The sequence below is a fragment of the Bradyrhizobium sp. CCBAU 25338 genome, from assembly GCF_028128965.1.
GTDB classification, from domain to species: domain Bacteria; phylum Pseudomonadota; class Alphaproteobacteria; order Rhizobiales; family Xanthobacteraceae; genus Bradyrhizobium; species Bradyrhizobium liaoningense.
Genome location: NZ_LFKY01000003.1, coordinates 111,940 through 133,388, shown reverse-complemented (window position 1 = coordinate 133,388; position 21,449 = coordinate 111,940). Strand labels below are relative to the sequence as shown.

At 62.5% G+C, this 21,449-nt stretch carries 15 protein-coding genes and 1 pseudogene; 11 read left to right on the top strand and 5 right to left on the bottom strand.

What is annotated here, in order from left to right; translation table 11 throughout:
* Positions 1-8: 8 nt before the first annotated feature.
* Positions 9-3,122 carry a hypothetical protein gene (locus tag ACM42_RS05815; protein WP_036044861.1) on the bottom strand — a complete coding sequence of 1,038 codons (3,114 nt, stop codon included), beginning with the start codon at positions 3,120-3,122 and terminating at the stop codon, positions 9-11.
* 317 nt (positions 3,123-3,439) lie between these two features.
* On the opposite strand from ACM42_RS05815, the gene ACM42_RS05810 reads away from it, so the two are divergent.
* Complete coding sequence (locus tag ACM42_RS05810; protein WP_157785250.1) at positions 3,440-4,210, top strand: hypothetical protein; 771 nt, start codon at positions 3,440-3,442, stop codon at positions 4,208-4,210.
* A 20-nt stretch (positions 4,211-4,230) separates the two neighbouring features.
* Complete coding sequence (locus ACM42_RS05805) at positions 4,231-4,425, top strand: hypothetical protein (protein ID WP_036044866.1); 195 nt, start codon at positions 4,231-4,233, stop codon at positions 4,423-4,425.
* Positions 4,426-5,264: 839 nt separating this feature from the next.
* Here ACM42_RS05805 and ACM42_RS05800 read toward each other — a convergent pair.
* Both ACM42_RS05800 and ACM42_RS05795 read right to left on the bottom strand, forming a co-directional pair.
* Positions 5,265-5,804: a hypothetical protein gene (locus tag ACM42_RS05800; protein ID WP_225152179.1), complete on the bottom strand. Its 540-nt coding sequence runs from the start codon at positions 5,802-5,804 to the stop codon at positions 5,265-5,267.
* Complete coding sequence (locus ACM42_RS05795) at positions 5,801-6,139, bottom strand: hypothetical protein (protein ID WP_225152178.1); 339 nt, start codon at positions 6,137-6,139, stop codon at positions 5,801-5,803. The genes ACM42_RS05800 and ACM42_RS05795 overlap by 4 nt, the downstream gene beginning before the upstream one ends.
* A 254-nt stretch (positions 6,140-6,393) precedes the next feature.
* Here ACM42_RS05795 and ACM42_RS05790 point away from each other — a divergent pair.
* From ACM42_RS05790 to ACM42_RS05765, 6 genes and pseudogenes are all read left to right on the top strand, one after another.
* A pseudogene (locus tag ACM42_RS05790) lies at positions 6,394-7,576 on the top strand (DUF932 domain-containing protein).
* 173 nt (positions 7,577-7,749) lie between these two features.
* Entirely contained in the window at positions 7,750-9,894 is a 2,145-nt protein-coding gene (locus tag ACM42_RS05785; protein WP_036044870.1) for a ParB N-terminal domain-containing protein, read from the top strand.
* Positions 9,895-9,994: 100 nt separating this feature from the next.
* A complete protein-coding gene (locus ACM42_RS05780) occupies positions 9,995-10,408 on the top strand; it encodes a hypothetical protein (protein ID WP_036044874.1) in 414 nt (137 codons plus the stop codon).
* Positions 10,409-10,682: 274 nt separating this feature from the next.
* Complete coding sequence (locus tag ACM42_RS05775) at positions 10,683-15,014, top strand: bifunctional class I SAM-dependent methyltransferase/DEAD/DEAH box helicase (protein WP_225152176.1); 4,332 nt, start codon at positions 10,683-10,685, stop codon at positions 15,012-15,014.
* Positions 15,014-16,075, top strand: coding sequence for a DUF7146 domain-containing protein (locus ACM42_RS05770; RefSeq protein ID WP_036046485.1), 1,062 nt, complete (start codon positions 15,014-15,016; stop codon positions 16,073-16,075). The genes ACM42_RS05775 and ACM42_RS05770 overlap by 1 nt, the downstream gene beginning before the upstream one ends.
* A 324-nt stretch (positions 16,076-16,399) precedes the next feature.
* The gene (locus ACM42_RS05765) at positions 16,400-17,329 is read left to right on the top strand and encodes a DUF2493 domain-containing protein (protein WP_036046488.1); all 930 of its coding nucleotides are present in this window, start codon (positions 16,400-16,402) and stop codon (positions 17,327-17,329) included.
* A gap of 13 nt (positions 17,330-17,342) precedes the next feature.
* Here ACM42_RS05765 and ACM42_RS05760 read toward each other — a convergent pair whose 3' ends face one another.
* Positions 17,343-18,614, bottom strand: a complete 1,272-nt coding sequence (locus tag ACM42_RS05760; RefSeq protein ID WP_063710716.1) for a HEPN/Toprim-associated domain-containing protein — start codon at positions 18,612-18,614, stop codon at positions 17,343-17,345.
* 393 nt (positions 18,615-19,007) lie between these two features.
* Here ACM42_RS05760 and ACM42_RS05755 point away from each other — a divergent pair, with 393 nt between their 5' ends.
* A complete protein-coding gene (locus tag ACM42_RS05755) occupies positions 19,008-19,172 on the top strand; it encodes a hypothetical protein (RefSeq protein WP_193375114.1) in 165 nt (54 codons plus the stop codon).
* A gap of 152 nt (positions 19,173-19,324) precedes the next feature.
* A complete protein-coding gene (locus ACM42_RS05750; protein WP_036046512.1) occupies positions 19,325-19,765 on the top strand; it encodes a hypothetical protein in 441 nt (146 codons plus the stop codon).
* Positions 19,766-19,819: 54 nt separating this feature from the next.
* Here the strand turns inward: ACM42_RS05750 and ACM42_RS05745 are convergent, their stop codons facing one another.
* Positions 19,820-20,566 carry a class I SAM-dependent methyltransferase gene (locus ACM42_RS05745; RefSeq protein WP_036046490.1) on the bottom strand — a complete coding sequence of 249 codons (747 nt, stop codon included), beginning with the start codon at positions 20,564-20,566 and terminating at the stop codon, positions 19,820-19,822.
* 453 nt (positions 20,567-21,019) lie between these two features.
* Here ACM42_RS05745 and ACM42_RS05740 point away from each other — a divergent pair, with 453 nt between their 5' ends.
* Complete coding sequence (locus ACM42_RS05740) at positions 21,020-21,226, top strand: cold-shock protein (protein ID WP_036046514.1); 207 nt, start codon at positions 21,020-21,022, stop codon at positions 21,224-21,226.
* The last annotated feature ends 223 nt before the right edge of the window (positions 21,227-21,449 follow it).

Genomic DNA, 21,449 nt, shown 5'->3' with positions numbered 1-21,449 from the left:
CCTGCATTTCACGAGGGATGCGAGAGCTTGTGCCACGCGATCCGGGAGCTTGGGCGATATCTTTGCAAGCCGGTCGAGGACGCTGTACGGATCACTCGGCGCAAAGCCGGCCTCAGACATGGCGATAGTCTGATCCAGAAGCCATTAGACACCGCCCGGGCACGAAATGGATCGGGAAGTTTTTTCTCCGGCAGCTCAAGCTCCACGCCGAGAAACCACATAGCGTGCTGGAGCGCGCGCGTGGGCGCGGTGTTCCAGAATTGCTCAAACACATCATCGGGAAGTGCCGCGCTGATATAGATGATTATCAGGTATTCTGCGAGGCGGTCATCGATGTGCTGCTGATCTCGCTCATTCGCCTTATCGTTTAACCGGCTGATTTCGGTAGCATAGCAGTCGCGCATACGTGGCCCCAAAGCACTAATCGGTCCGCTATCGGCGCTGAGGTGCGCGTGCCACGCGGCATCTCGGAGCGAGATGTCATCCGGAAACAGTCTGTTAAAATGTTCGAGGAGCCAGCCTTCGCCAAAGAAATAGAGCCAATTCAGGTAACTGCCGAGGATCGCGCGAGGAATGCGCCCATCGGGCGTGCCATCAGCCAATTCCGCTTCGAATACCTGCCGGATGGCAGGAAGCTTTTCGATCGCTTCGCGCTGGGCCTTGCCCACCTCACTTTGATCGTCTTTGCTCATCCAGTAGATGAAAAGAACGCAGAGCTCGACGGCGGCGCCGCGTGACGTCGATTGGGCCCCGTGATGCGGGAACCGGCGGTAGCTTTCCTCGAAGTCATCCGTGTCCGGCTTGCGCGGCGCTCCTCGGTAAGATTCAAGGATTACCTGCTGGACACGCTCTGCATGGGCAAAGGATACGCCTTCGGCTCCGCGGCGAAGCCCGGAGGCGAGAAGATCCATGGCTGCCTTTCTTGCCCAGGACCAATCAGGGTCGTCGCCCTCCATGCCGCTTGCCGTCAGTTGGCGGCCCGGTTGCCCCACCACCTCGATGAGGGCGATCACACCTGTCCAGTCCAGTTCATTCGTGTTGTTCGAGGTTAACGAGAGGCCTTCGAGAAGGCGGCGCACATAGATGGGCGGCAGAGCCGAAAATTGCGCGGCCCTGGCTGAATAGCGCAATGGACTAGCCATGGCCGCGTCGCGAAGCTGTTGTGCCAGTGCGGTGGCGGTCTCCCGTCTCTCGCCGGCGGAGGGCCGCCACGTATCGAGAAAAGCGACAATCTCCTCGATGGGGCGCGACGAAAAATCTGGTGCCGCAAGCGGGCTCGCATCGGGCTCGTCAAATTTCGCGCGCCATGCCTCGGGATCGCCGAGCTTTTCGGTCGCTTGTCGACGCTCTATGGGCAGGACGTCTCGCCAGTGCCATACCAAGTCACGTACAATGGATGCGTCACGCGCGCGCTGTTCTTCCTCGGTTGGCGCGCGTTTTTCATATTCTTCGAAGCGCTTGTTCAAGCGCTCGCGATACATCCCGGGCACGGAATCCACATAAGCGAGGATGTCCTGTTGAACGGACGGTGACAGGGATGGAAACCAACTGAGCGCAAGCTGCCCGTATTCAATGCGGCACCATGTGGCATCAATCAACTCCGGGGTGGATAGAAGCGCTTGGGCGGTCTCGGGCGCGCGTTCCGGGGCGAATGAGAGTACGTGTAAGGCAATCCGCATGAATAGCCGCGATGAATGGCCCTTGATGCGCGATACAACATCACCCGCGCACGTCGGATCGGCCTCGATAGCGAGTTTGGCTGCGCGAACGGTTTCGCCAACCAGCGCGTCGATGACATCGTGCTTGGTGCCGTGCTCCGACACCGTGCCTGAGAGGTAATAGCTATAGTCATGCGGCGGGTCGTCGGACACCTTGCCAGCGATATGTAGAGCCTGGTCGAGAAGATCAGCCAATAGCGCGACGCCTTCTACCTTGCAAAGGGGCGCAATCGCCTTGACCGCATCCGGCAAAAAGTGCTCGTACATATGCCGGCTGAAAAGCGTGGCAAGCCGTTCATTTTCCGAGAAGAGCTGGAACACGGCGCGGGTCGTGCGGAGCGCGGCGTGTCCTTTGCCACTCCGCGCGAGATTTCGGATTAGGTCGTGAGGCCCCTGCGCCATGATGAAGCGGGCTGCGGGCGTCAGCCATCCCTCGGCGAGATCGACAAGGGATGCTGATTCATCGGCTGGCAACGCCGTAAGGATTTCCATACCCGTGAGCTGGACATCGGGGTGGGTAGACGAGGCGACGGCCCGAAGGGCGCTAGCCACAAGAATCCGGGCTGCCGGATCGGGTGATTTGGCCATGCGAAGCAAGTAGCGGCCTGCGGGCCATTGGCGCATGGGGAGGCCATTACCGCCGGACTCGTCGTCTTGCGAAAGCGGCGCTACGAGCAGCTTGCGTTGCGAGAGATGCGGCAGCCAATCGGGTGTTTCGAGCTTGTTAAAAAAATGCCAGAGAAGCGGCAGGGCTCCGGGAATCTCCTTGGAGAAGCTTGTGACCGCTGCACTCCGATTTGGCATAGCGACCAACTGGTCGATCCGTCGCATGAACGCTGCGTACTTCCCCTGAAGGGCGACCATGAGGCCGCGCACGACGGTGTCGAACGGCGCCTGCCATTCGGCCCGGAACATGTCATCGACCTCGATTGTTTGATGCAGCGCGCGGGCGCCGTGAGCCAGGCCATGGGCCTGCGAGATGGATTTCCAGGCGTGCGCAATGTCGCCGTCCGGCGCCAGGCCGAGGCGCGTTACGATCTTTTCAATTTCTTCCTTGTGGCTGAGCCGTGGTCGCAACTGATTGGCGACACGCTGCAAGTCTTCCTCGCCGTACCCGATCGCTCGCAATCCCGCCTTGGCCTTTTCGATCCTCTCCATGTCTTGCGGTGTCGGCGGGACGGCCACCTCCATTGGAACGTCGAGGGTTTGCCGCAGGATCGATTCCAGTTCTCGCAAGGCGTGGGCAGCCAAGGGCCTTGACACGCGAAGCGGCAGGCCCCCGGTTGCTAGCCGGCAAAAATCGACATAGCGATCCGCGATGCGCTTGCCGAGCAAGCGCTGCATGAGCGTTGCTGTGTCTTGCTGCTCCCGTGAGAGATCGAGAGTTTTAATCGGCTCGTCCATGCAAGGCTCTTAAGGAAAACATTTGCGCAACAATACTGCACGATCGCACGAACCGTGGACCGCGGGCTAGGCGCGGGGCGCAGCTGAGGTGATTTGGCAAGGGAGCAGCTATTTTCAAGGCTTTCTTGCCATCAATGATGCTGGTTTTCTCATTGAAAAGAACGGACGACTCAGCGATGATCAAGTGGGGATTTGGGCACCTCTGACCTGTCGCCGGGTCAAACGCTCTATTGAAATTACAAGCACTCATTCTGCATCTCACCCTGTGGGCTGCTGCGTAATCGGCGAACTGCGAAGCCTGTTGGAGGAGAATGCACATGTTTGTGCTTCGCATTTCTGTGAAGCCTTTTGCTGTCGACCACGTCAAAGCCGACCTCGCCAGAAGCCTTGAGGAAGTCAAATCGTCTCATCGTGTGGAGGCAGTCGCCCGAGGGCTTGGCTTTCGCAGCTATGCCGCGCTACGAGCAGCATCGCAGCAACCCGCACCGCCGACCGCGACGGTGACGGGCGCGGCTTTTGTCAGCTACCTTGGGGAGCATGGCTTTCAGGTTGAGCCTGTACATCTCTACCGGGCTGCCGCGCTGATCGCTATTCGGAGCGTCCTCGATACGTTTCCAAGATTGCATATTCATGGAGGCGGGTTCGGGCGACCGCAACGCAATACCGATGGCACCCGGCGGATCCCTCAGCAGCAATATGCGGAATTCCTTGAGCATCGGCAGGAATGTCTTGAAGAGAACGCGGTGGAAGCCTTCTTGCGGTCTTTGGCCTTGCTGGCGAGGGTCAAGGAGACCAAAACAATCCGCTCGGGCACCGGCAGCTACCGGCTCAAGCACATTGCCGAGAATTATCCTTGCACCTATCCCGAAGGTACGCCGCTCGGCCCGGACTTTGTGCCCAACGGCATGTTGATCGCCGCCGCCGTCCATATGGGGTTCAAGCACAAGGCCCATATCGACGATCTCGGTTACGGCATGCCGAATGTCACCTTCAATATGTCGAAAGCTGTCATCGACGATCTAGATGCTGAGATCCGCCCTCGAGGCGGCTTTGCGCAGGATCGCGGCCGAAGAAGAGCGATCGCGTAGCCGTTCAAGGAGAGGGACGGATGAATCCGTGGTTCGAAATCCTGAAGCGTCATGCGAGCGATCGAGTGCCCGTCCGCGAAGGCGAAACCGACGAGCAATACCGCGCGCGCTTGACTGAAATACTGACGCCAAGTCAGCGCGCGATGATCGCGGCGAGTATGGTAGAGGAGTCGAAGCAGCTCGAACGGGCGAGGGTGGCTCGCCGCCAGATCTAGGTCGCGACGGCCCGCCTGGCCTTTGATCCTGGTCCGCGGCGCCCCTGTGTTGTTTGTCTTCAGTATAAAAGTGTCACCGAGGCGCATCATATTTATCCTTTGTCGCTTCAATTCGATGACGTCTTGAGGGAGCCAGTACAGGAATTCTGCTGGTTGTGCCCGACCCATCACAGCCTCATCCACGAGATAATCGAGTCTCTTATGGCCACTCGGCAGCCACGACTGGAGGGCGTGCCGTTCGACGAACGGGGGAGGCTGGATAAGCTCGGTGTTCGGTTTGTGGAACTACGGCAACGACCGCGGGGAAAGGGGAGCAGCCGTCTCGCAAGTGAAAGGCTCGATGGCGAGTGCGAGCAAGCCGTCTTTGCGCCTTGAGAGTTGGTCGGTACGTACGGCACGGCGTCGTTGTATCGGCGACCATCACATCGAAGGCACCGACACCGCAGCCACCTTCCAAACGGGTGAGCTTCGAGGATGGTTCGACTCGAAAGCCGTTGCGGCATCGAGGCGCAGCTGAATTGGCCGACCGCAAAGACCAAAGCGATGTGGGCGTACTTTGCAGCAAGGCTTTACACTGGCCGAGTACGGTACCTGGGATGGCTTCGCCGATGCCAACGCGAAAGTGACATTGCTCAGCGCGCGCCTCCGGCCACACCGGTCCAGATTCATCACTGGGCCGGTGAGACATTATATTCTAGGTCGATGCCGAGCCGCTCGACACTGTGCGGACCGCACTTAATGCCAGGGACCCGGGCCGTTGCGCGCTCTGGTGTTTTAGGATTGTCGGCGGGATCGACATCAGCTACTTGGGCCGGTCGATCTGTCCGGTGCATGACGCGCTAAGATGCTCCCGCCGGTCTCGCTCGCACCGCGTTCTCGATGTTTTCGACGAAGCTCTTGACCAGGTCGGCCGTGTCCTGAACGAACGCCTTGGTGAAGACCTTCAGCTCGTTCCCGTTTTTGTCGAACCCGTTCCGGTGGACACAGTCATAGCGCAGCATCACCGCCTTGAAGAGGCTCGGTTTGTCGTTGGCCAAGCTCAGGATACGAATGCCAAGCGCAATGTTGTAAAGAGCATCGTCCCTAGCGAGATTGTGATACTGGATCGAGCGAAGATGCTCCCAAACTTTTCTCTCGACGAGCGCGGGGTCCTTCGCAATTTCGGTGAGCGTGAACTTCTCCTTCGCAAGATCATCATCCTGATCGATTAGGCGCTGAAAGGCAGCTGCATCAGCCTCGATGTCGCTTTTCAACTCGTCGGCCAGAAAGGCTTCCATTGCAGTGATCTGATGCGAAAAGATCATACGATTGACCAAATGGCCCCCACTATCGCTTCCATAGTCCGCGAGCAAATCGCGGGTATGGTGATAGGAGCTCATGAAGATCGAGAAGGGGTTATCGGGGATAGAGTAATCGACCCATTCATCAGGCTCGGGTTCGCATGCTCGAGGCCGTACTCAAAATCCTCGATCACCTCATGAGGCCCGGCGTTTGTCTCGTGATAATTCTCGAGGCCGACCGGATACTCCCAAAGGCCCCAGGTCAGCTCCCCTAGTTTGGGATGCTCGACGGCTGCCTCATAGTGGATTTCCGGCCCCATCTGGCGTTCGTCGCTAGCCACTGCATCCCAGTCCAGCTCGTCGCTTTCGATCTCGTAGATTTCGCCGGTCATATTGTGCCTGATGCGAGCTGTTCCCTTGCAGTAGATTTCCATTACTTTCTCCAGACACTCGCATGAATAGGCAACCGTCTGTAGAACACGCGACGGGGGCCCGTTGAACAGCTAACTTTGCAAAACCGCCAAAAAGGGGAAAGCCTTCCCCTGCGCCCGAGCCTGAGGTCTCGGCCGACCCCTTCTGCGGGGAGACCCCGCAAAGCCCCCATTAGAGTGAGAGGACGGATCGGCTTCGCCGTGACGGGTTGAGGATCGGAGGAGAGGCTTCCGGCGCCCGTCATGGAGATTGTCCGATGACCAGCATCGAAGTTCTGAACCCTGACCGCGACCGTGCCGGCGGCTACAAGGTGGACGTGAGCCGCGGCGAGCGCGTCGGCCGAGTATCGTCGGAGTGATTCTCGAGGCCGACGGACGAGCGCTATCTATCGCTGTCTGACCTCTTGCCTCCGTGCGCGGACGGACAGAACGCAGCCGGACCCGGACCGTCGAGAGCGCGGCGATCCGGGTAGAGGCCAGCCGCGACGATGCCGAGCGCCTGGCTCTGCTGCTGCCCGGATCAGACGCGCCAATCGCGCCCACTCACTGGAGCTTCGGCCAACTTGCCAGTCTGGTCGGAGCTCCGGCGACTTACCTCCGTCAGCTTCCGGCGCCACTCGCTGGCATCAACCTGCAGTTCGGCCTCAGCTCTCATCGAGCCGAGCAGGTCAAGACGCTCGAGCGTCGAGCTTCGCGCCGCTACGGGTCCCGAATACGGGCGCATATTTGACCACGAACTCGTGGCGGGCCGTTCAGCGCATCGCCGGCAATGGCACGGGCGACACGCGCTGGAAGATCCCTGGCGTGCTCGACTGGTCGACCGGCGTCTATAACCCGAGCGTCGACATCACCCAGGATACGACGACGCTCTACGCCTCCGACCGGGACGTCTTTCTGTTCTTGGTCGACGACCTTAACCCGATCGAGGCCGGCCGGCTTCGCCACGGCTCGCCGGACCTCTACTTCCGTGGCTTCTACTGCTGGAATTCCGAGGTAGGAGCGAAGACGCTCGGCATGGCGAGCTTCTATCTCCGCGCCGTCTGCCAGAACCGCAATCTCTGGGGCGTCGAGGATTTCGAGGAGATCACCATCCGCCACTCCAAATACGCCGCCTCGCGCTTTGCCCACGAGGCGGCGCCAGCGCTCGCCAGCTTTGCCAACTCCTCACCGATGCCATTCATCAATGGCATCAGGGCGGTGCGAGAAATGATCGTCGCCCGCACCGACGAGGATCGCAGCGAGTTCCTGCGCAAGCGCGGCTTCTCGAAGATAGAGACAGCGAAGATCATCGAAAGAGTGCTGTCTGAGGAAGGCCGCAAGCCCGAAAGCGTGTTCGATTTCGTGCAAGGCATCACAGCGGTTGCGCGGGGCAAGACCCATCAGGATGCACGGCTCGATCTGGAGACCCGCGCGAAGAAGCTACTCGACCGCGCAGCCTGATACCCGGAAAACCGGAGATGCGGAACGGCGTGTCTCCGGCTTCGTGCCTTTCCGTCCTTCCTGGTCGTCGGATTTGTGGCGCGGCCCTTGAGAGGAAGAGGGCCGCGCTGCGCTCCGTGACGGGTTGGAGGCCCAGAGAGAGTCTTTGGGCCGCCCGTCGCGGAGTATCACCCATGGCTAACGCCGTTCAGAAGATCACCCTGTCATCCTCGCGCGACATTCCCTTCAACAAGCTAGTGCTCAGCCAATCAAACGTCCGGCGCGTGAAGGCCGGCGTCTCCATCGAGGAGCTGGCTGAGGACATTGCCCGGCGTACTTTGCTCCAGAGCCTCAACGTCCGGCCGGTCCTAAACCCCGAGGGCACCGAGACCGGCATGTTCGAGATCCCCGCCGGCGGACGGCGCTACCGTGCGCTGGAGCTGCTCGTGAAGCAGAAGCGCCTGGCCAAGACCGCGCCGGTGCCTTGTGTTGTCCGCGATCCGGCAAGCACCATTCTCGCCGAGGACGACTCGCTTGCGGAGAATATTCAGCGTGCGCCGCTGCATCCGCTCGACCAGTTCCGGGCATTCCTGGCTTTGCAGGAGAAGGGGCAGTCCGAGGAGGACATCGCCGCTGCCTTCTTCACCTCGGTCAACGTCGTGAAGCAGCGCTTGCGCCTGGCCGCGGTCTCACCGGCGCTGCTCGAAATCTATGCCGAGGACGGCATGTCGCTCGAGCAGTTGATGGCTTTCACCGTCACCGCGGATCATGGACGCCAGGAGCAGGTCTGGCAGGCTATCTCCGGCTCCTGGCAGAAGGAGCCCTATCAGATCCGCCGCATGTTGACGGAGAAGACAGTGCGTGCCTCCGACCGGAGGGTCGTGTTTGTTGGCCTCGATGCCTATGAGGCCGCTGGTGGAGTGCTGCTGCGCGACCTGTTCCAGTCCGACGATGGCGGTTGGCTCGAGGACGTTGCTCTGCTCGACCGCCTGGTCGCCGAGAAGCTGAAGGCAGAGGCGGAAACGATCGCCGCCGAAGGTTGGAAGTGGATCGAGGTCGCGATCGACTTCCCCTACGGTCATACGCGCGGCTTGCGCGAGCTGGACGGCGTATCCGCCGATCTCACCGCCGAGGAGCAAGCGACCATCGAGGCGCTCGAGGCCGAATATGCCAAACTCGAAGCCGAGCATGACGGCGCGGATGAGCTTCCCGATGAGGTTGACCAGCGCATCGGCGAAATTGAGACGGCTCTCGGCGTCTTCAACGATCGACCCGTCATCTATCAGCCGGCCGACATCGCCCGCGCGGGCGCGTTCGTCGGCATCGACGCCGAAGGCACGCTCTTGATTGATCGCGGCTACGTCCGACCCGAGGACGAAGTGCCCGCGTCCGAACCAGAGCAGGCCAGGAGCAGCGAACCCGATGCCGCGGCCCTGGACGGCGCCGAACCATCAGCGCCCGTTATCCAGCGCGCCATCATCACCATCGGCGGGAAGGTTGCGGAGCCCGAGGACGAGGATGACGATGCGGTGAAGCCGCTGCCGGACCGCCTGCTGACCGAGCTCACGGCGGAGCGGACGCTGGCGCTGCGCGACAAGCTGGCGATTATGCCGTCGGTCGCTTTCCAGGCGGTGCTGCACAAGTTCTGCCTGGACGTCTTCTCCCGCTATTCCTCCTACGGCACGGCGATGGAGATCTCTATGCGCAGCGCCAGCTTCCCCGTGCAGGCGCAAGGGTTGAAGGACACGCCGGCGGCCAAGGCGATCGACGCGCGCCACAAGACCTGGGAGGAGCGCCTGCCCAAGGACAAAGCCGATCTCTGGGACTGGCTCATTAGTCTCACGGGCGACGAGCAGGCAGCGCTCTTTGCGCACTGCGCCTCATTCGGCGTCAACGCGCTCTACGAGAAGGGCGACCGTTACGGCGGCGGCGCTACCCCGCACACAGTCGAGCAGCGCATCGCGGACGCTGATCGCATCGCCTGGGCCGTCGATCTCGACATGGTGGAATCCGGTTGGCGCCCAACCGTCGAGAACTATCTCGGCCGCGTGCCAAAGCGTCGTATCCTGGAGGCGGTACGCGAGGGTGCCGGCGAGCGGGCCGCCCAGCTCATCGACCATCTGAAGAAGGGCGACATGGCCAAGGAGGCCGAACGCCTCCTGGCCGAGACCGGCTGGCTGCCCGAGCCCCTGCAAATGGCCGACGTCGACCAGGCTGCGACCGCCCACGCCGCGGAGCCCGAGGGCGGTGGCGAAGCGCTGCCGGAATTCCTCGCCGGCGACGACGACGAAACCCCGGCTGACGAAGCGGCCGAACCGCACATGATCGCGGCCGAATAGCTCGAGCACGCGGGACGGCTTCCGCCGTCCGCGTCTCTCCACCGTCAATCGCCCCAAGCCCGGCTCGTGCCGGGCCTTCTATATTATTATGGAGGCTCTCGTGCCCCTCTTTACCATCGAGACGACCTATCGCCTGCCGATCCATCGGCAGCGAACTTACGAAGCCGAAACGCTCGACCAAGCCTGCGATCTCGCGATCACCGACGAGGGCTGGGACGACAGCAAGTCGGACGTTGAAGCATCCGGCGATACCTATGTCACTGGTGCATGGGAAGGCCGCGACGCCGCCTATTTCGGCCGACTCCTGTCGTTTCCCTCACGTTTTGACGAGCAGGTCCAGCGCAAGGCCGACCATTTCGAGGTGCTGCTGGGTCTGCTCAAGATACTCACCCACGCTCCGGAGGCAGGCTCAGCGGATGTCGAGCTTTGGCGCCGGCGGGCGGACGCCGCCGTCGCGAAGGCCGAGACCATTCTCGCGCGCGAAAACGATCCGATCGAGGGAGCTGCGTCATGAGCCAGTACATCGTCACCGTCGTCAAGCACGACGCGAGCTACCTCGCAGAAGCCGCCGCCGAGGCTGACGACGGCTAAGGTTGGCATTCTTGGCAGTTTCGATACTGACGAATGCTCTGTGCGCGGCGCGCCGCCATCCGGTGGGGCGCCGTTCCTCATGTCGGGCACCGCCTTGATGCTGAGAGGGAGAGGGCGGCCGGAACGGGTTTGAGCCGGCGCGGTCAGAGAGAGCGCCGATCGGCTCGCCCGTTCCCGCTCTCCCTAAGGCTCCCCTCATGAACCACCTTTTCTCGATTGCGGCCGACGAGGCCGCCCCGATCTCGCCTGTGCGCGCTCCCGAAAGCGTCAGCGTCATCATCGCTGCGGCTCAGCAGCTTCTCCCACATCTTGAGCATGGTCGGCGCATCGACGCCGCAATCCTACGCTCCGCGATGGAAGCGGCCTTCGGCGCATCCGATGCGACAGGCGCATGGGATTGGAAGACGGCCTACGATGCCTGTGAAGCTGCCAGCGCCATATTCCTGCGCAAACACGGAAAGGCGCTGTTCCGCAAAGCCGCTTCTCCGGCTTCACGACTTTCCGCCTTGGACAAGATCGCGAAGCTTCTGCCCACCCACACGTGTCGCTCTGCCGAGAGCGAGACTTTCCAGCAATTCTCGACCCCGATCTCGCTCGGCCTGGCCGCGTTGACCGCGGCCGCCATTACGGCGGCGGATCGAGTGTTGGAGCCATCCGCTGGCACCGGCCTGCTCGCCATCCTAGCCGAGATCGCGGGCGGCGCCCTCGTGCTGAACGAACTGGCCGAGACGCGAGCCATGTTGCTCTCCTCCCTCTTTCCGGCCAGCTCCGTCACGCGCTTCGACGCAGCCCAGATCGACGATCACCTCGATCCGGCCGTCGTCCCGAGCGTCGTGCTGATGAACCCGCCGTTCTCGGCGATGGCGAACGTTTCCGGCCGCATGGCCGACGCTGCCTACCGTCACATCGCCTCGGCCCTGGCGCGTCTTGCCGATGGCGGCCGGCTGGTCACGATATCAGGCGCAAACTTCTCACCCGAAGCCTCCGCCTGGCGCGAGGCCTTCGCCCGCCTGCAGGAACGCGGCCGGGTGGTGTTCACCGCCGCGATCGCCGGAGCTGTCTACGCCAAGCACGGCACCACGATCGAGACGCGCCTCACCGTCATCGACAAGAAGCCGGCCGATGATCCAAACGCGTTCGCGGAATCGCCGGGAATGGCGCCCGATGCCGCGACGCTGCTCCGCTGGATCGGCGAACACGTTCCACCTCGGCTGAGCGTCGCATCAACCGGGCCGTGTCCCATGTCAGCGTCGCCGGCACCTCGCACCGTGCGCGGCTATCTCGCGCGGGCCGCCGCGCAGTCGGTCAACGCACCGGCCGCCGATCCCGAGGGCGTCGACCTCGCCTATGAGACATTCGATTGGACGCCGGCCGAGGGGGCACGCCTCAGCGACGCCATCTACGAAGAATACCGTCTCCAATCGATCCGGATCCCCGGCGCGCAGGCGCACCCGACGAAGCTTGTGCAGTCGGCCGCGATGGCCTCGGTCGCGCCGCCGAAGCCGAGTTACAGGCCCCGGCTGCCGGCCAGCCTCATCAGCGGCGGCGTCCTCTCAGACGCCCAACTTGAGACGGTCATCTATGCCGGCGAGGCGCATGCCAACTATCTCGGCGGCACCTGGACCGTAGACGAGACCTTCGACCTCGTCACCGCCGCCCCCGATGATGCGCCGAATACTGTCCGCTTCCGTCGAGGTTTTATGCTCGGCGACGGGACCGGCACCGGCAAGGGCCGCCAGTCCGCCGGCATTATTCTGGACAACTGGCTGCAGGGCCGGCGCAAGGCGGTCTGGATCTCGAAGTCCGACAAGCTGCTCGAGGATGCGCAGCGCGACTGGTCGGCCCTCGGCATGGAGCGTCTCTTGGTCACGCCGCTGTCGCGCTTCCCGCAAGGGCACGAGATCCGGTTGGCTGAAGGCATCCTATTTTTAACCTACGCTACGCTGCGGTCCGACGACCGCGGCGAGAAGCTTTCGCGCGTCCGGCAGATCGTTCAATGGTTGGGCTCCGACTTCGACGGCGTCATCATTTTCGACGAGAGCCATGCCATGCAGAATGCCGGTGGCGGCAAGGGCGAGCGGGGCGATGTCGCGCCCTCGCAGCAGGGTCGTGCGGGCTTGCGCCTTCAGCATGCGCTGCCGAATGCCCGCATCGTCTATGTCTCAGCGACTGGTGCCACCACGGTCCACAATCTGGCCTATGCCCAGCGCCTCGGGCTCTGGGGCGGCGAGGATTTTCCGTTCGCCACCCGGGCTGAATTCGTCGAGGCGATCGAGGAGGGCGGCGTCGCGGCTATGGAGGTGCTCTCCCGCGATCTTCGCTCCCTCGGCCTCTACACCGCCCGCTCGCTTTCTTACGACGGCGTCGAATATGAACTGGTCGAGCACCAGCTCACCGACGAGCAGCGGCGCATCTATGACGCCTACGCCGGTGCGTTCGCCATCATTCACAATCATCTCGACGCGGCGATGCAGGCCGCCAACATCACCGGCGAGACCGGCACGCTCAACCGTCAGGCCAAGTCGGCCGCGCGCTCAGCCTTCGAGTCCGCCAAGCAGCGCTTCTTCGGCCATCTGCTCACCAGCATGAAGACGCCGACCCTGGTCCGCTCCATCGGGCGAGACCTCGCCGACGGCCATGCCGCCGTGATCCAGATCGTGTCAACGGGCGAGGCGCTGATGGAGCGGCGGCTCGCCGAAATTTCACCTGAGGAATGGAATGACGTGCGCGTGGACATCACGCCGCGCGAGTACGTGCTGCATTACCTCGCCCATTCCTTCCCTGTGCAGCTCTATGAGCCCTTCACTGACAGCGACGGCAATCTCTCATCCCGGCCTGTCTTCCGTGACGGCCAGCCGGTCGAGAGCCGCGAAGCCGTCGCCCGCCGCAATGAGTTGATCGAGCGGCTCGCTTCGCTCCCGCCCGTTCCCGGCGCGCTCGACCAGATCGTGCAGCGTTTTGGCACGGACCTCGTGGCGGAAGTGACCGGACGTTCGCGGCGCGTGGTGCGCCGGGGTGACCGCCTTGCCGTGGAGAACCGTTCGGCCTCCGCCAATCTCGCAGAGACCGCTGCGTTCATGGATGATTTGAAGCGGGTACTTGTCTTCTCGGAGGCTGGCGGCACGGGCCGTAGCTACCACGCCGAGCTCTCGGCGCGGAATCGCCGGCTTCGCGTCCATTATTTGCTCGAGCCGGGTTGGAAGGCCGATGCCGCGATCCAGGGCCTCGGTCGAACCAACCGCACCAACCAGGCGCAGCCACCTCTGTTCCGCCCCATTGCGACCGACGTCAAGGCGGAGAAGCGCTTCCTCTCGACCATTGCCCGCCGGCTCGACACGCTCGGTGCCATCACGCGCGGCCAGCGCCAGACCGGCGGCCAAGGCCTGTTTCGGCCCGAGGACAATCTTGAGAGCCACTACGCCCGCGATGCGCTGCGCCAGCTCTACCTGCTGCTCGCGCGCGGGAAGGTCGAAGGCTGCTCGCTCCAGACCTTCGAGGACGCCACGGGTTTGATTCTCGTGGACGAAAACGGCATCAAGGACGAGCTGCCGCCGATCACGACGTTCCTGAACCGGCTGCTCGCGCTCACCATCGACCTGCAAGGCCTACTGTTCACGGCCTTCGAGCAGTTGCTGAACGCCAAGGTCGAGGGCGCCATTGCCAGCGGCGTCTATGACGTCGGCCTGGAGACTCTGCAGGCTGACAGCTTCGTCGTCACCGATCGGCACCCGATCTACACGCACCCCGCGACCGGCGCGGAAACCCGGCTGCTCACGATCACGGAACGCCGGCGCAACCGTCCAATGACGCTGGATCATGCACTCGATTATCTCGCCGAAGCTCGGGCTGTGCTGCTGGTCAACGAGCGCTCGGGGCGTGCCGCCGTGCAGTTTCCGGCGCCGAGCTTCATGCTCGATGACGGCGAGATCGAACGCCGCGTCCGGCTGATCCGCCCCATGGAGCAGCATCATGCTTCGATGAAGGTGATGGACGAAAGCCACTGGCAGCCTGCAGATCGCGAGACGTTCGCCGCAGCCTGGAACGCCGAAGTCGTCGAGATCCCTGAGTTCGCCGAGAGCACCCTCCACATCGTCGCTGGTCTGCTGCTGCCCATCTGGAAGCGGCTCCCGAACGAGTCGACCCGGGTCTATCGACTTCAGACCGACGAGGGCGAGCGCATCATCGGTCGCAGGGTCTCGCCGGCCTGGGCGGCGAACGCTTGCCCGACAGCGACCTGCAGCTTGACCCCACACGAGGCTTTCTCGGCGCTGATGGAGGGGCGCACCGTCCTTAACCTCGCCGAGGATCTGCAGCTCCGTCGTGTCCGCGTGATGGGCGCCCATCGCATCGAGCTGTCCGGCTTCACCGATACGATGCGTGACCGGTTGCGCGCCTACGGCCTCTTCAGCGAGATCATCTTGTGGAAGCTGCGCATGTTCGTGCCGACAGACGAGACCGGTGCCTCGGTGTTGGCAAAAGTGCTCGACCACTATCCGCTCGCGCGCGTCAATGAGCGGGAGGCCGCCTGATGGCCCGCGACGACGTATCCGAACTGGCCCGCCGTCTCGCGCGTGACGCGGAGGCGGTGTGCCGCCATTATTTGTCCAATGGGCGGCGCCAGGGCCGCTACTGGATGGTGGGCGACGTCCGTAATACGCCTGGTCGCTCGATGTTCGTGCGGCTCGAGGAATCGATTAAGGGACCCGCGGGCAAATGGACTGATGCCGCGTCGGCCGAACATGGCGATCTCCTCGACGTGATCCGCGAGAGCTGCGGTTTTACGAACTTTCGCGATGTCGCCAATGAGGCCCGACGCTTTCTGAGTTTGCCGCGTTCAGAACAGGAGCCCGAGCCAAATCACCGCCGGTCGCGAAATTCGCCCGTGCCCCTCGGATCGCCAGAGGCGGCGCGGCGGCTCTTCGGCATGTCGCGGTCGATCACAGGCACACTGGCAGAAACGTATCTCCGCAATCGCGGTATTACGGCTTTGCACGAAACCGGCTGTCTGCGTTTTCACCCACGTTGCTACTACCGGCCCGATGACCACAGCCCGACCGAGACCTGGCCGGCAATGATCGCCGCCGTCACCGATCTGAACGGCCATCTGACCGGCGCGCATCGCACCTGGCTTGACCCCGGAGGCTTCAGCGAGACGACGCTCGGCAAGGCGTTGATCGACACGCCGAAACGGGCGATGGGCGACCTGCTTGGTCACGCTGTTCGATTTGGCGTAGCTGGTGACGTCATGGCGGCCGGCGAGGGCATCGAGACGATGCTGTCGCTCCGCAGCGTCCTGCCGGCCATGCCGATGGTCGCGGCCCTCTCGGCGGCGCATCTCTCCGCCATCCTCTTCCCGGACACTCTCCGCCGGCTCTACATCGCTCGCGACGACGATCCCGCAGGTAGCGGCGCCATGGCGACCTTGATCGATCGGGCGCAGGAGGTCGGGATCGAAGCAATCGTGATCTCGCCACGGCTCGGCGACTTCAACGAGGATCTTCGCCTGCTCGGATTTGAAGCCCTTCGGGCCGCGAGCCGCGTGCAGATCGCGGCGCAGGACGTCGCGCGCTTTATAGAGCTGGCGGCATAGCCGGAACGGGGAGGGGTGCCGCGGCCGCTTCGTTACCGCGAGGCCGGTGGCCATGCTTCCCTCGGCGCCGGAGAGGACCGCCCCACGGCCTTCTTAAGAGGGCGATCGGGCGGCAAGCGGCCCGGACCGGCAACCTCGTGGGCGACTATTTTCCGTCGGCGGGAGAGCCGCCTTTACATCGCGAGGCAAAATAGTCGGCCCCCTTCGGTCCTCCGCTCCGCTTCGGCCCTTCGCTTCGCTGCGGGTGCAAGTCCGTTCGGCCTGCCGCCTTCGTCGCCATGAAGGCCGCGATGGGCGCGGTCGATCCCGGCGAGGAAAGCCGCAATGACCACCGACCACGACGATGATTTCGAGCCGCACCACAGCTCATCCCCGACCGACCAGGTCCTCCAGGAACTCCAGCTCTATGGCTACCGTGCGTTCCAGGACGAGCCTGATCCGCGGCCGCTTCCCGAAGCGCACATCCTCGCCGGCAGCGTCGCCGACATCTTCGATGGTCTCGTGGTGGCGCTGTCCGATAGCCGTCTCGAGCCCGACCTCGAAGACTTGCTCTGGTCAATGGTGAACGTCTTCCATCGCGCCACCGACAGGATCGAGCGTGAGCTCGACGACAACGAGCTGGCGCAGCAACGCTCGCAGCGGGAGCAGGACGGCAGCGAGATCAAATGCGTCGAGCTGGAACGACTGACGGCGGAAGGGCAGACGCTGATCGAGCGACGAGGCGCCTTCGAGCTGATGCGCGACCACGCCGCCGAGGAGTTCGAACGCCACACCCACTCGAGTTGGCGGCCGCGCAACGGGTCGAAGGTCAACCACCGCAATCTGACCGCCGCGATGATTGACAGCCGCGATTTCCTCGCCGCAAAGAAGCGCGCGAGTAACCAGGTGCTCCTGCCGCTCGGCCCAAAGGTCGCGCTGACCGGCGGTCTCGAGTTCAACGATCACCGGCTAGTATGGGCCAAGCTCGATCAGGTCCACGCCAAGCATCCGGACATGGTGCTGCTGCACGGCGGATCGCCCAAGGGCGCCGAGCTGATCGCCGCCAAATGGGCCGACAACCGCAAGGTCTCGCAAATCGCCTTCAGGCCTGACTGGACGAAGCATGCCAAGGCCGCTCCGTTCAAACGCAACGATGCGATGCTGGAGACGCTACCCATCGGGGTGATGCACTTCCCCGGCACCGGGATCCAGGACAACCTCGCTGACAAGGCCAAGAAGCTCGGCATCCCGGTCTGGAAATTCGGCGGCGCGTGAGCGCCGCAAATTTCTACTGCCCGACTTGAACGACGCGATCGTGCAACTTTCGCTCCGCTTCCTCCCCCGCCTTCTCGACGGCACGAAAGATCGTGGTCCACACTTCAGCCAACTCCGGAAACTCCATCCGTGCCTCGGCCGGATTTGAACAATTCGCCACGGCGCGGAGGAATGCAGCCTCTACCTCGGCTTTTCCCTCGATCTCGCCTTGATAGGCATCGGCGGCGGCATTGTAGCCGCTCCAGCGTACCCGCCGTAGCGCGCCATCCTTCGTCAAAGCCGCTTGGCCGAGGTAAAGCTCGATGCTTGCGGCTTTGCCGTTGACGTCGACGACATGCTCTCCTTGAGGGCCGAAAGTCGGATACTGACGCGCAAGCTCTGTGTCCGGGAGCACGACCACGATCATGTTGTCCGGCAGCCCCAAGGCGCTGGCCTGCCGATACGCCTGACGTCCAGTTGTGTCGTTGTCGAAAACGGCGACGAGGCGCAACGGCGCCCGCGCTGCCGCAAATGCCTTGAGAAATTTCACAAGATAAGCGGCGCCGCCATCCACGCTCAGCTCAGCATGGTTGAAGAACGAGAAGTAATCTTTCCGCTCTGGAAACAGCGCCATGAGCGAGTGTTGTAATATCCGAATGTCCGTACTGCCCTCGGCAAGGATGACCGCTGTTGCTAGCGGACGGGGATCAAGGGGAGCAGAAGCTCTCTTGTCATCGCAAATGCTGGCGCCCGACTCGATCCAACCGCCGCCGATCAGCGCCGTGATGTCGAGAGAGACGTACCGCACGCCAACGCAGGCATCCAACAAAGCCCGGAGGCTCATCAAGGATCCATAGCCATCGAACCAAAGCCAGCCCTCGCCGTCGCGATCACGCATCCGGCGATCGATCTCGTCCGTCGCGTCCTCGCGCGTGTACATGGTCGCGAGCACATCGGGCGCCCGCCGATACCAATCCTCGACAGAGAATGAGTGCAGTGCGGCAGCCGTTTCCTCTGCCCAACCGCCATCGGCGCAGTATTCCTCCCAGATCTCGCGCGTTGTAACGAGCCAAGCCTCCAGCCGTTCACGTGCCGTAGCGGCTGTGCAGCCCAAGAGATCCAGGCGGGACAAGACGACCGCTCGGGGCGCCTCGTAGACGACGTTGGAACTTTCCTCCTCTTCATCGACCGACGGCCTGATGGCTCGGTCGCTTTCCTGGAAGAGCGCGCAGAAATGATCGGGAACGACGGACTTTGCGCCACAGACCTCGGTTCGGTCGAAATAGATTTCGCAGTAACTTCCCATCCATCGCTCCTACAGGCCAATGTCCAGCATGGTGGTGCGATCGGCGAACGGTGGCGGCCCTTCGAACTCCGCCACGTCGGCCCCCCCAACCGCACATCGACTCACAATCCATTCTAGCCGATCAGCCACCGCACCGTGACGGCAACGACGTTCCAGCCGAGAGCCACGCAGCCCTGACAACCACGCGACTGTCTGGTGGGCACCGCCCCGCTGGCTCGGCGCTGATCCTTGATCCAGCCGCAGGCCTGACGCCATCAACCCGCAAGGGGTCGGCTTACGCTGAAGCGTGCCGCCGCTTCGTCTTCGCCTGCGCGGTGATTGCGGCCTACGGCCGGATTCATCGGGCGCCTGTCGCGAGGGGATGGTCCCCGCCTCAGAACAGGAGCCGGACAGATGTCTCAAAGCCTTGCCTTCGCCAACGCATGGAATCTCGCCACCACCCTCATGGTCTGCGTCGTTATCTTCCGCACCGGCATGGGCGGATACGGCGTCATGCCGGCCACCGAATACGACGGCGATCCGGCCGACGTGATTTACGAATTCGATCCCTTCCAATGACGAAGGTGCGCTGCAGATCGCTGGCTGGGTGAGCGGAGGTTCTTTCGGATTTCCGCTCCCCGTCGCCGCCGTTTTTGGTTATGCTGTCGGTTGCGCCGTGGTGGTGGTGGAAGGCGCGACCGTCAGACCTTTATCTCACGGAGACCACCACCATGATCATCTTTGGACCACTGCTTATCCTAGTTGGCATCGGCTTTTTCTGCTGGCTGCTGTTCACGCTCGCTGTCTTCGCACTGCCCTTCTTCGTTGGCCTGACGATCGGCACCTGGGCCTTCCACACCGGCGCCGGAGTGCTCGGTGGCGCAGCAGCAGGGCTCATGGCGGGCGGTGTGACCATTGGCATTGGCCAACTCGCGCTCGCCTTGGTGCAACGAACTTGGCTTCGACTCTCGATCATCCTCATCTATGTCGCGCCTGCTACCTTCGCCGGTTACAGCGCGACGCACGGAATCGTCCAGATGGGGATATCTTCACCCGCGTGGCAGATGGTTTTCGCGGTCGTCGGGGCTGTTGCCGTCAGCATCACGGCCCTGGTTCGCTTCACCGGGATGGCCTTAGACGAACCAGCAAGACAACGCGTGGCGCGAGGCTGACATCAGTGCTGGACGCCCGGCAAGACCTAGTCAGACCGGGTATTACGACGGCTTCTAAGCACTACCGGCAATCGATGTGGACGCAGACACTATCAGCATCATGGGACGCTCCAATTCTTCGGCCAATTGAGGCATCTGCTGGATCTGCTCGCGTGTCGGGGCAAACTCCTCGACCCGCCGAATTTGAAAGCCCGCGCTGATCAGCGTGTTCAGGGTCGTGCCAAGCGTCCTGTGGTATTTCAGGACGTCCTTGGCGAACCAGTCCGTCCGACGTTCACCCTCGACGGAATATCGATTGACCGGCCAGGTTTTGCGGCCCTCCTCATCGGAAATCCAGTGCGGATGTGCCGCGGCCATGAAGATCGGATGCTCAATTGTAAAGACGAAATGCCCGTCAGGAACCAGCGCCTTGCGGATCACGCGCACGAGGCGGCCAAAATCCTGAACATAGTGAAAGGTCAGTGCGCTGTAGGCGAGGTCGAAAGCCGTCTCAGGTAGGTCCAGCGTGTCGAGATCGGCGATGCGATACTCGACGGCGCTATCCGCTGTGTCCGCCTTGGCACGCTCGATCATGTTCTGCGACAGATCCAGACCCAGGACCGAGGCCGCGCCCTGCTCGCGCATCCAGCGCGAGGCCCAGCCGAAGCCACATCCCAGATCGACGACACGTTTCCCGCCCAGATCGGGCAGCATAGCCCGGATCGCGGGCCATTCAGGAGCGCCGTCCAGTCCATGCACCTGCCGGGGCAACTGGCTGTAGCCAGCGAAGAAATCGGGATTGTCGTAAATATTCTGCGCCATGTCTGGCCTGCTATTCGGCTTTTCGCTCTGTCCCGGACAGTTCCTGCAGATCCAAGCAGAATTGTCGCAGTCTACGACGCGTCATGATCCTACTCAAATCAGCTGCGCAAAAGGCATCTTGAATCGGCGGGCTTCTCGCGCCAAAAACGAAAAACCCCGGCATGAAGGCCGGGGCTCCCGTGATGCCACGGCGTACATCCGGCCGCGACAACCAGGCAACACTTAGCACGCGGTTTTCGAAGAAAATGTGACCTTCGCGTCGTCGTTCTTGAATGTCGGCCCATTTCAAGGTGCTTGTACGACCATCACGTCGGGCATTTTATTTCCTCTGTGCAAGACCTGCGACCGGGCGAGACAACGGATCCCTTCAAGCTACTATTCGCGCGGAGACTTGCGACCGGATCGTTGATTGATTTAGATGTGAACGTGTTTTTCCTTTTTGGAGCAAATAACGTGGCGTTAGGGCCTGTTAAGTGGTTCAACCCGACGAAAGGCTATGGATTCATTGCGCCGGATGATGGTGGCAAAGATGTTTTCGTGCACATCTCTGCGGTAGAGAAGGCCGGCTATACCTCGCTCGTTGAAGGCGCGAAGGTCAGCTACGAGCTGGTGACGAACCGCAGCGGCGAACAAGCCGCAGAAAATCTCCGCGTAGGATGAGGCGGAGCGCGACGTCCTGGCAGACTTTGAGCTAGCCTGAATCTCGTGCTTTTGAGACCTTTGGAAGATATCCCAGTTGGCGCTCTAGGGCGGCCAAAGTCGCGCGGGCTGAATCCAAACGTGCGGTCGCCTCGGTTAGGTTGGCCCCGGCTTCGCCATGCCGCCAGAAAGCTGCCAAGCCGATCTTGATGCTATTCTTAAGACACCGCGGGTCTTGGCTGCG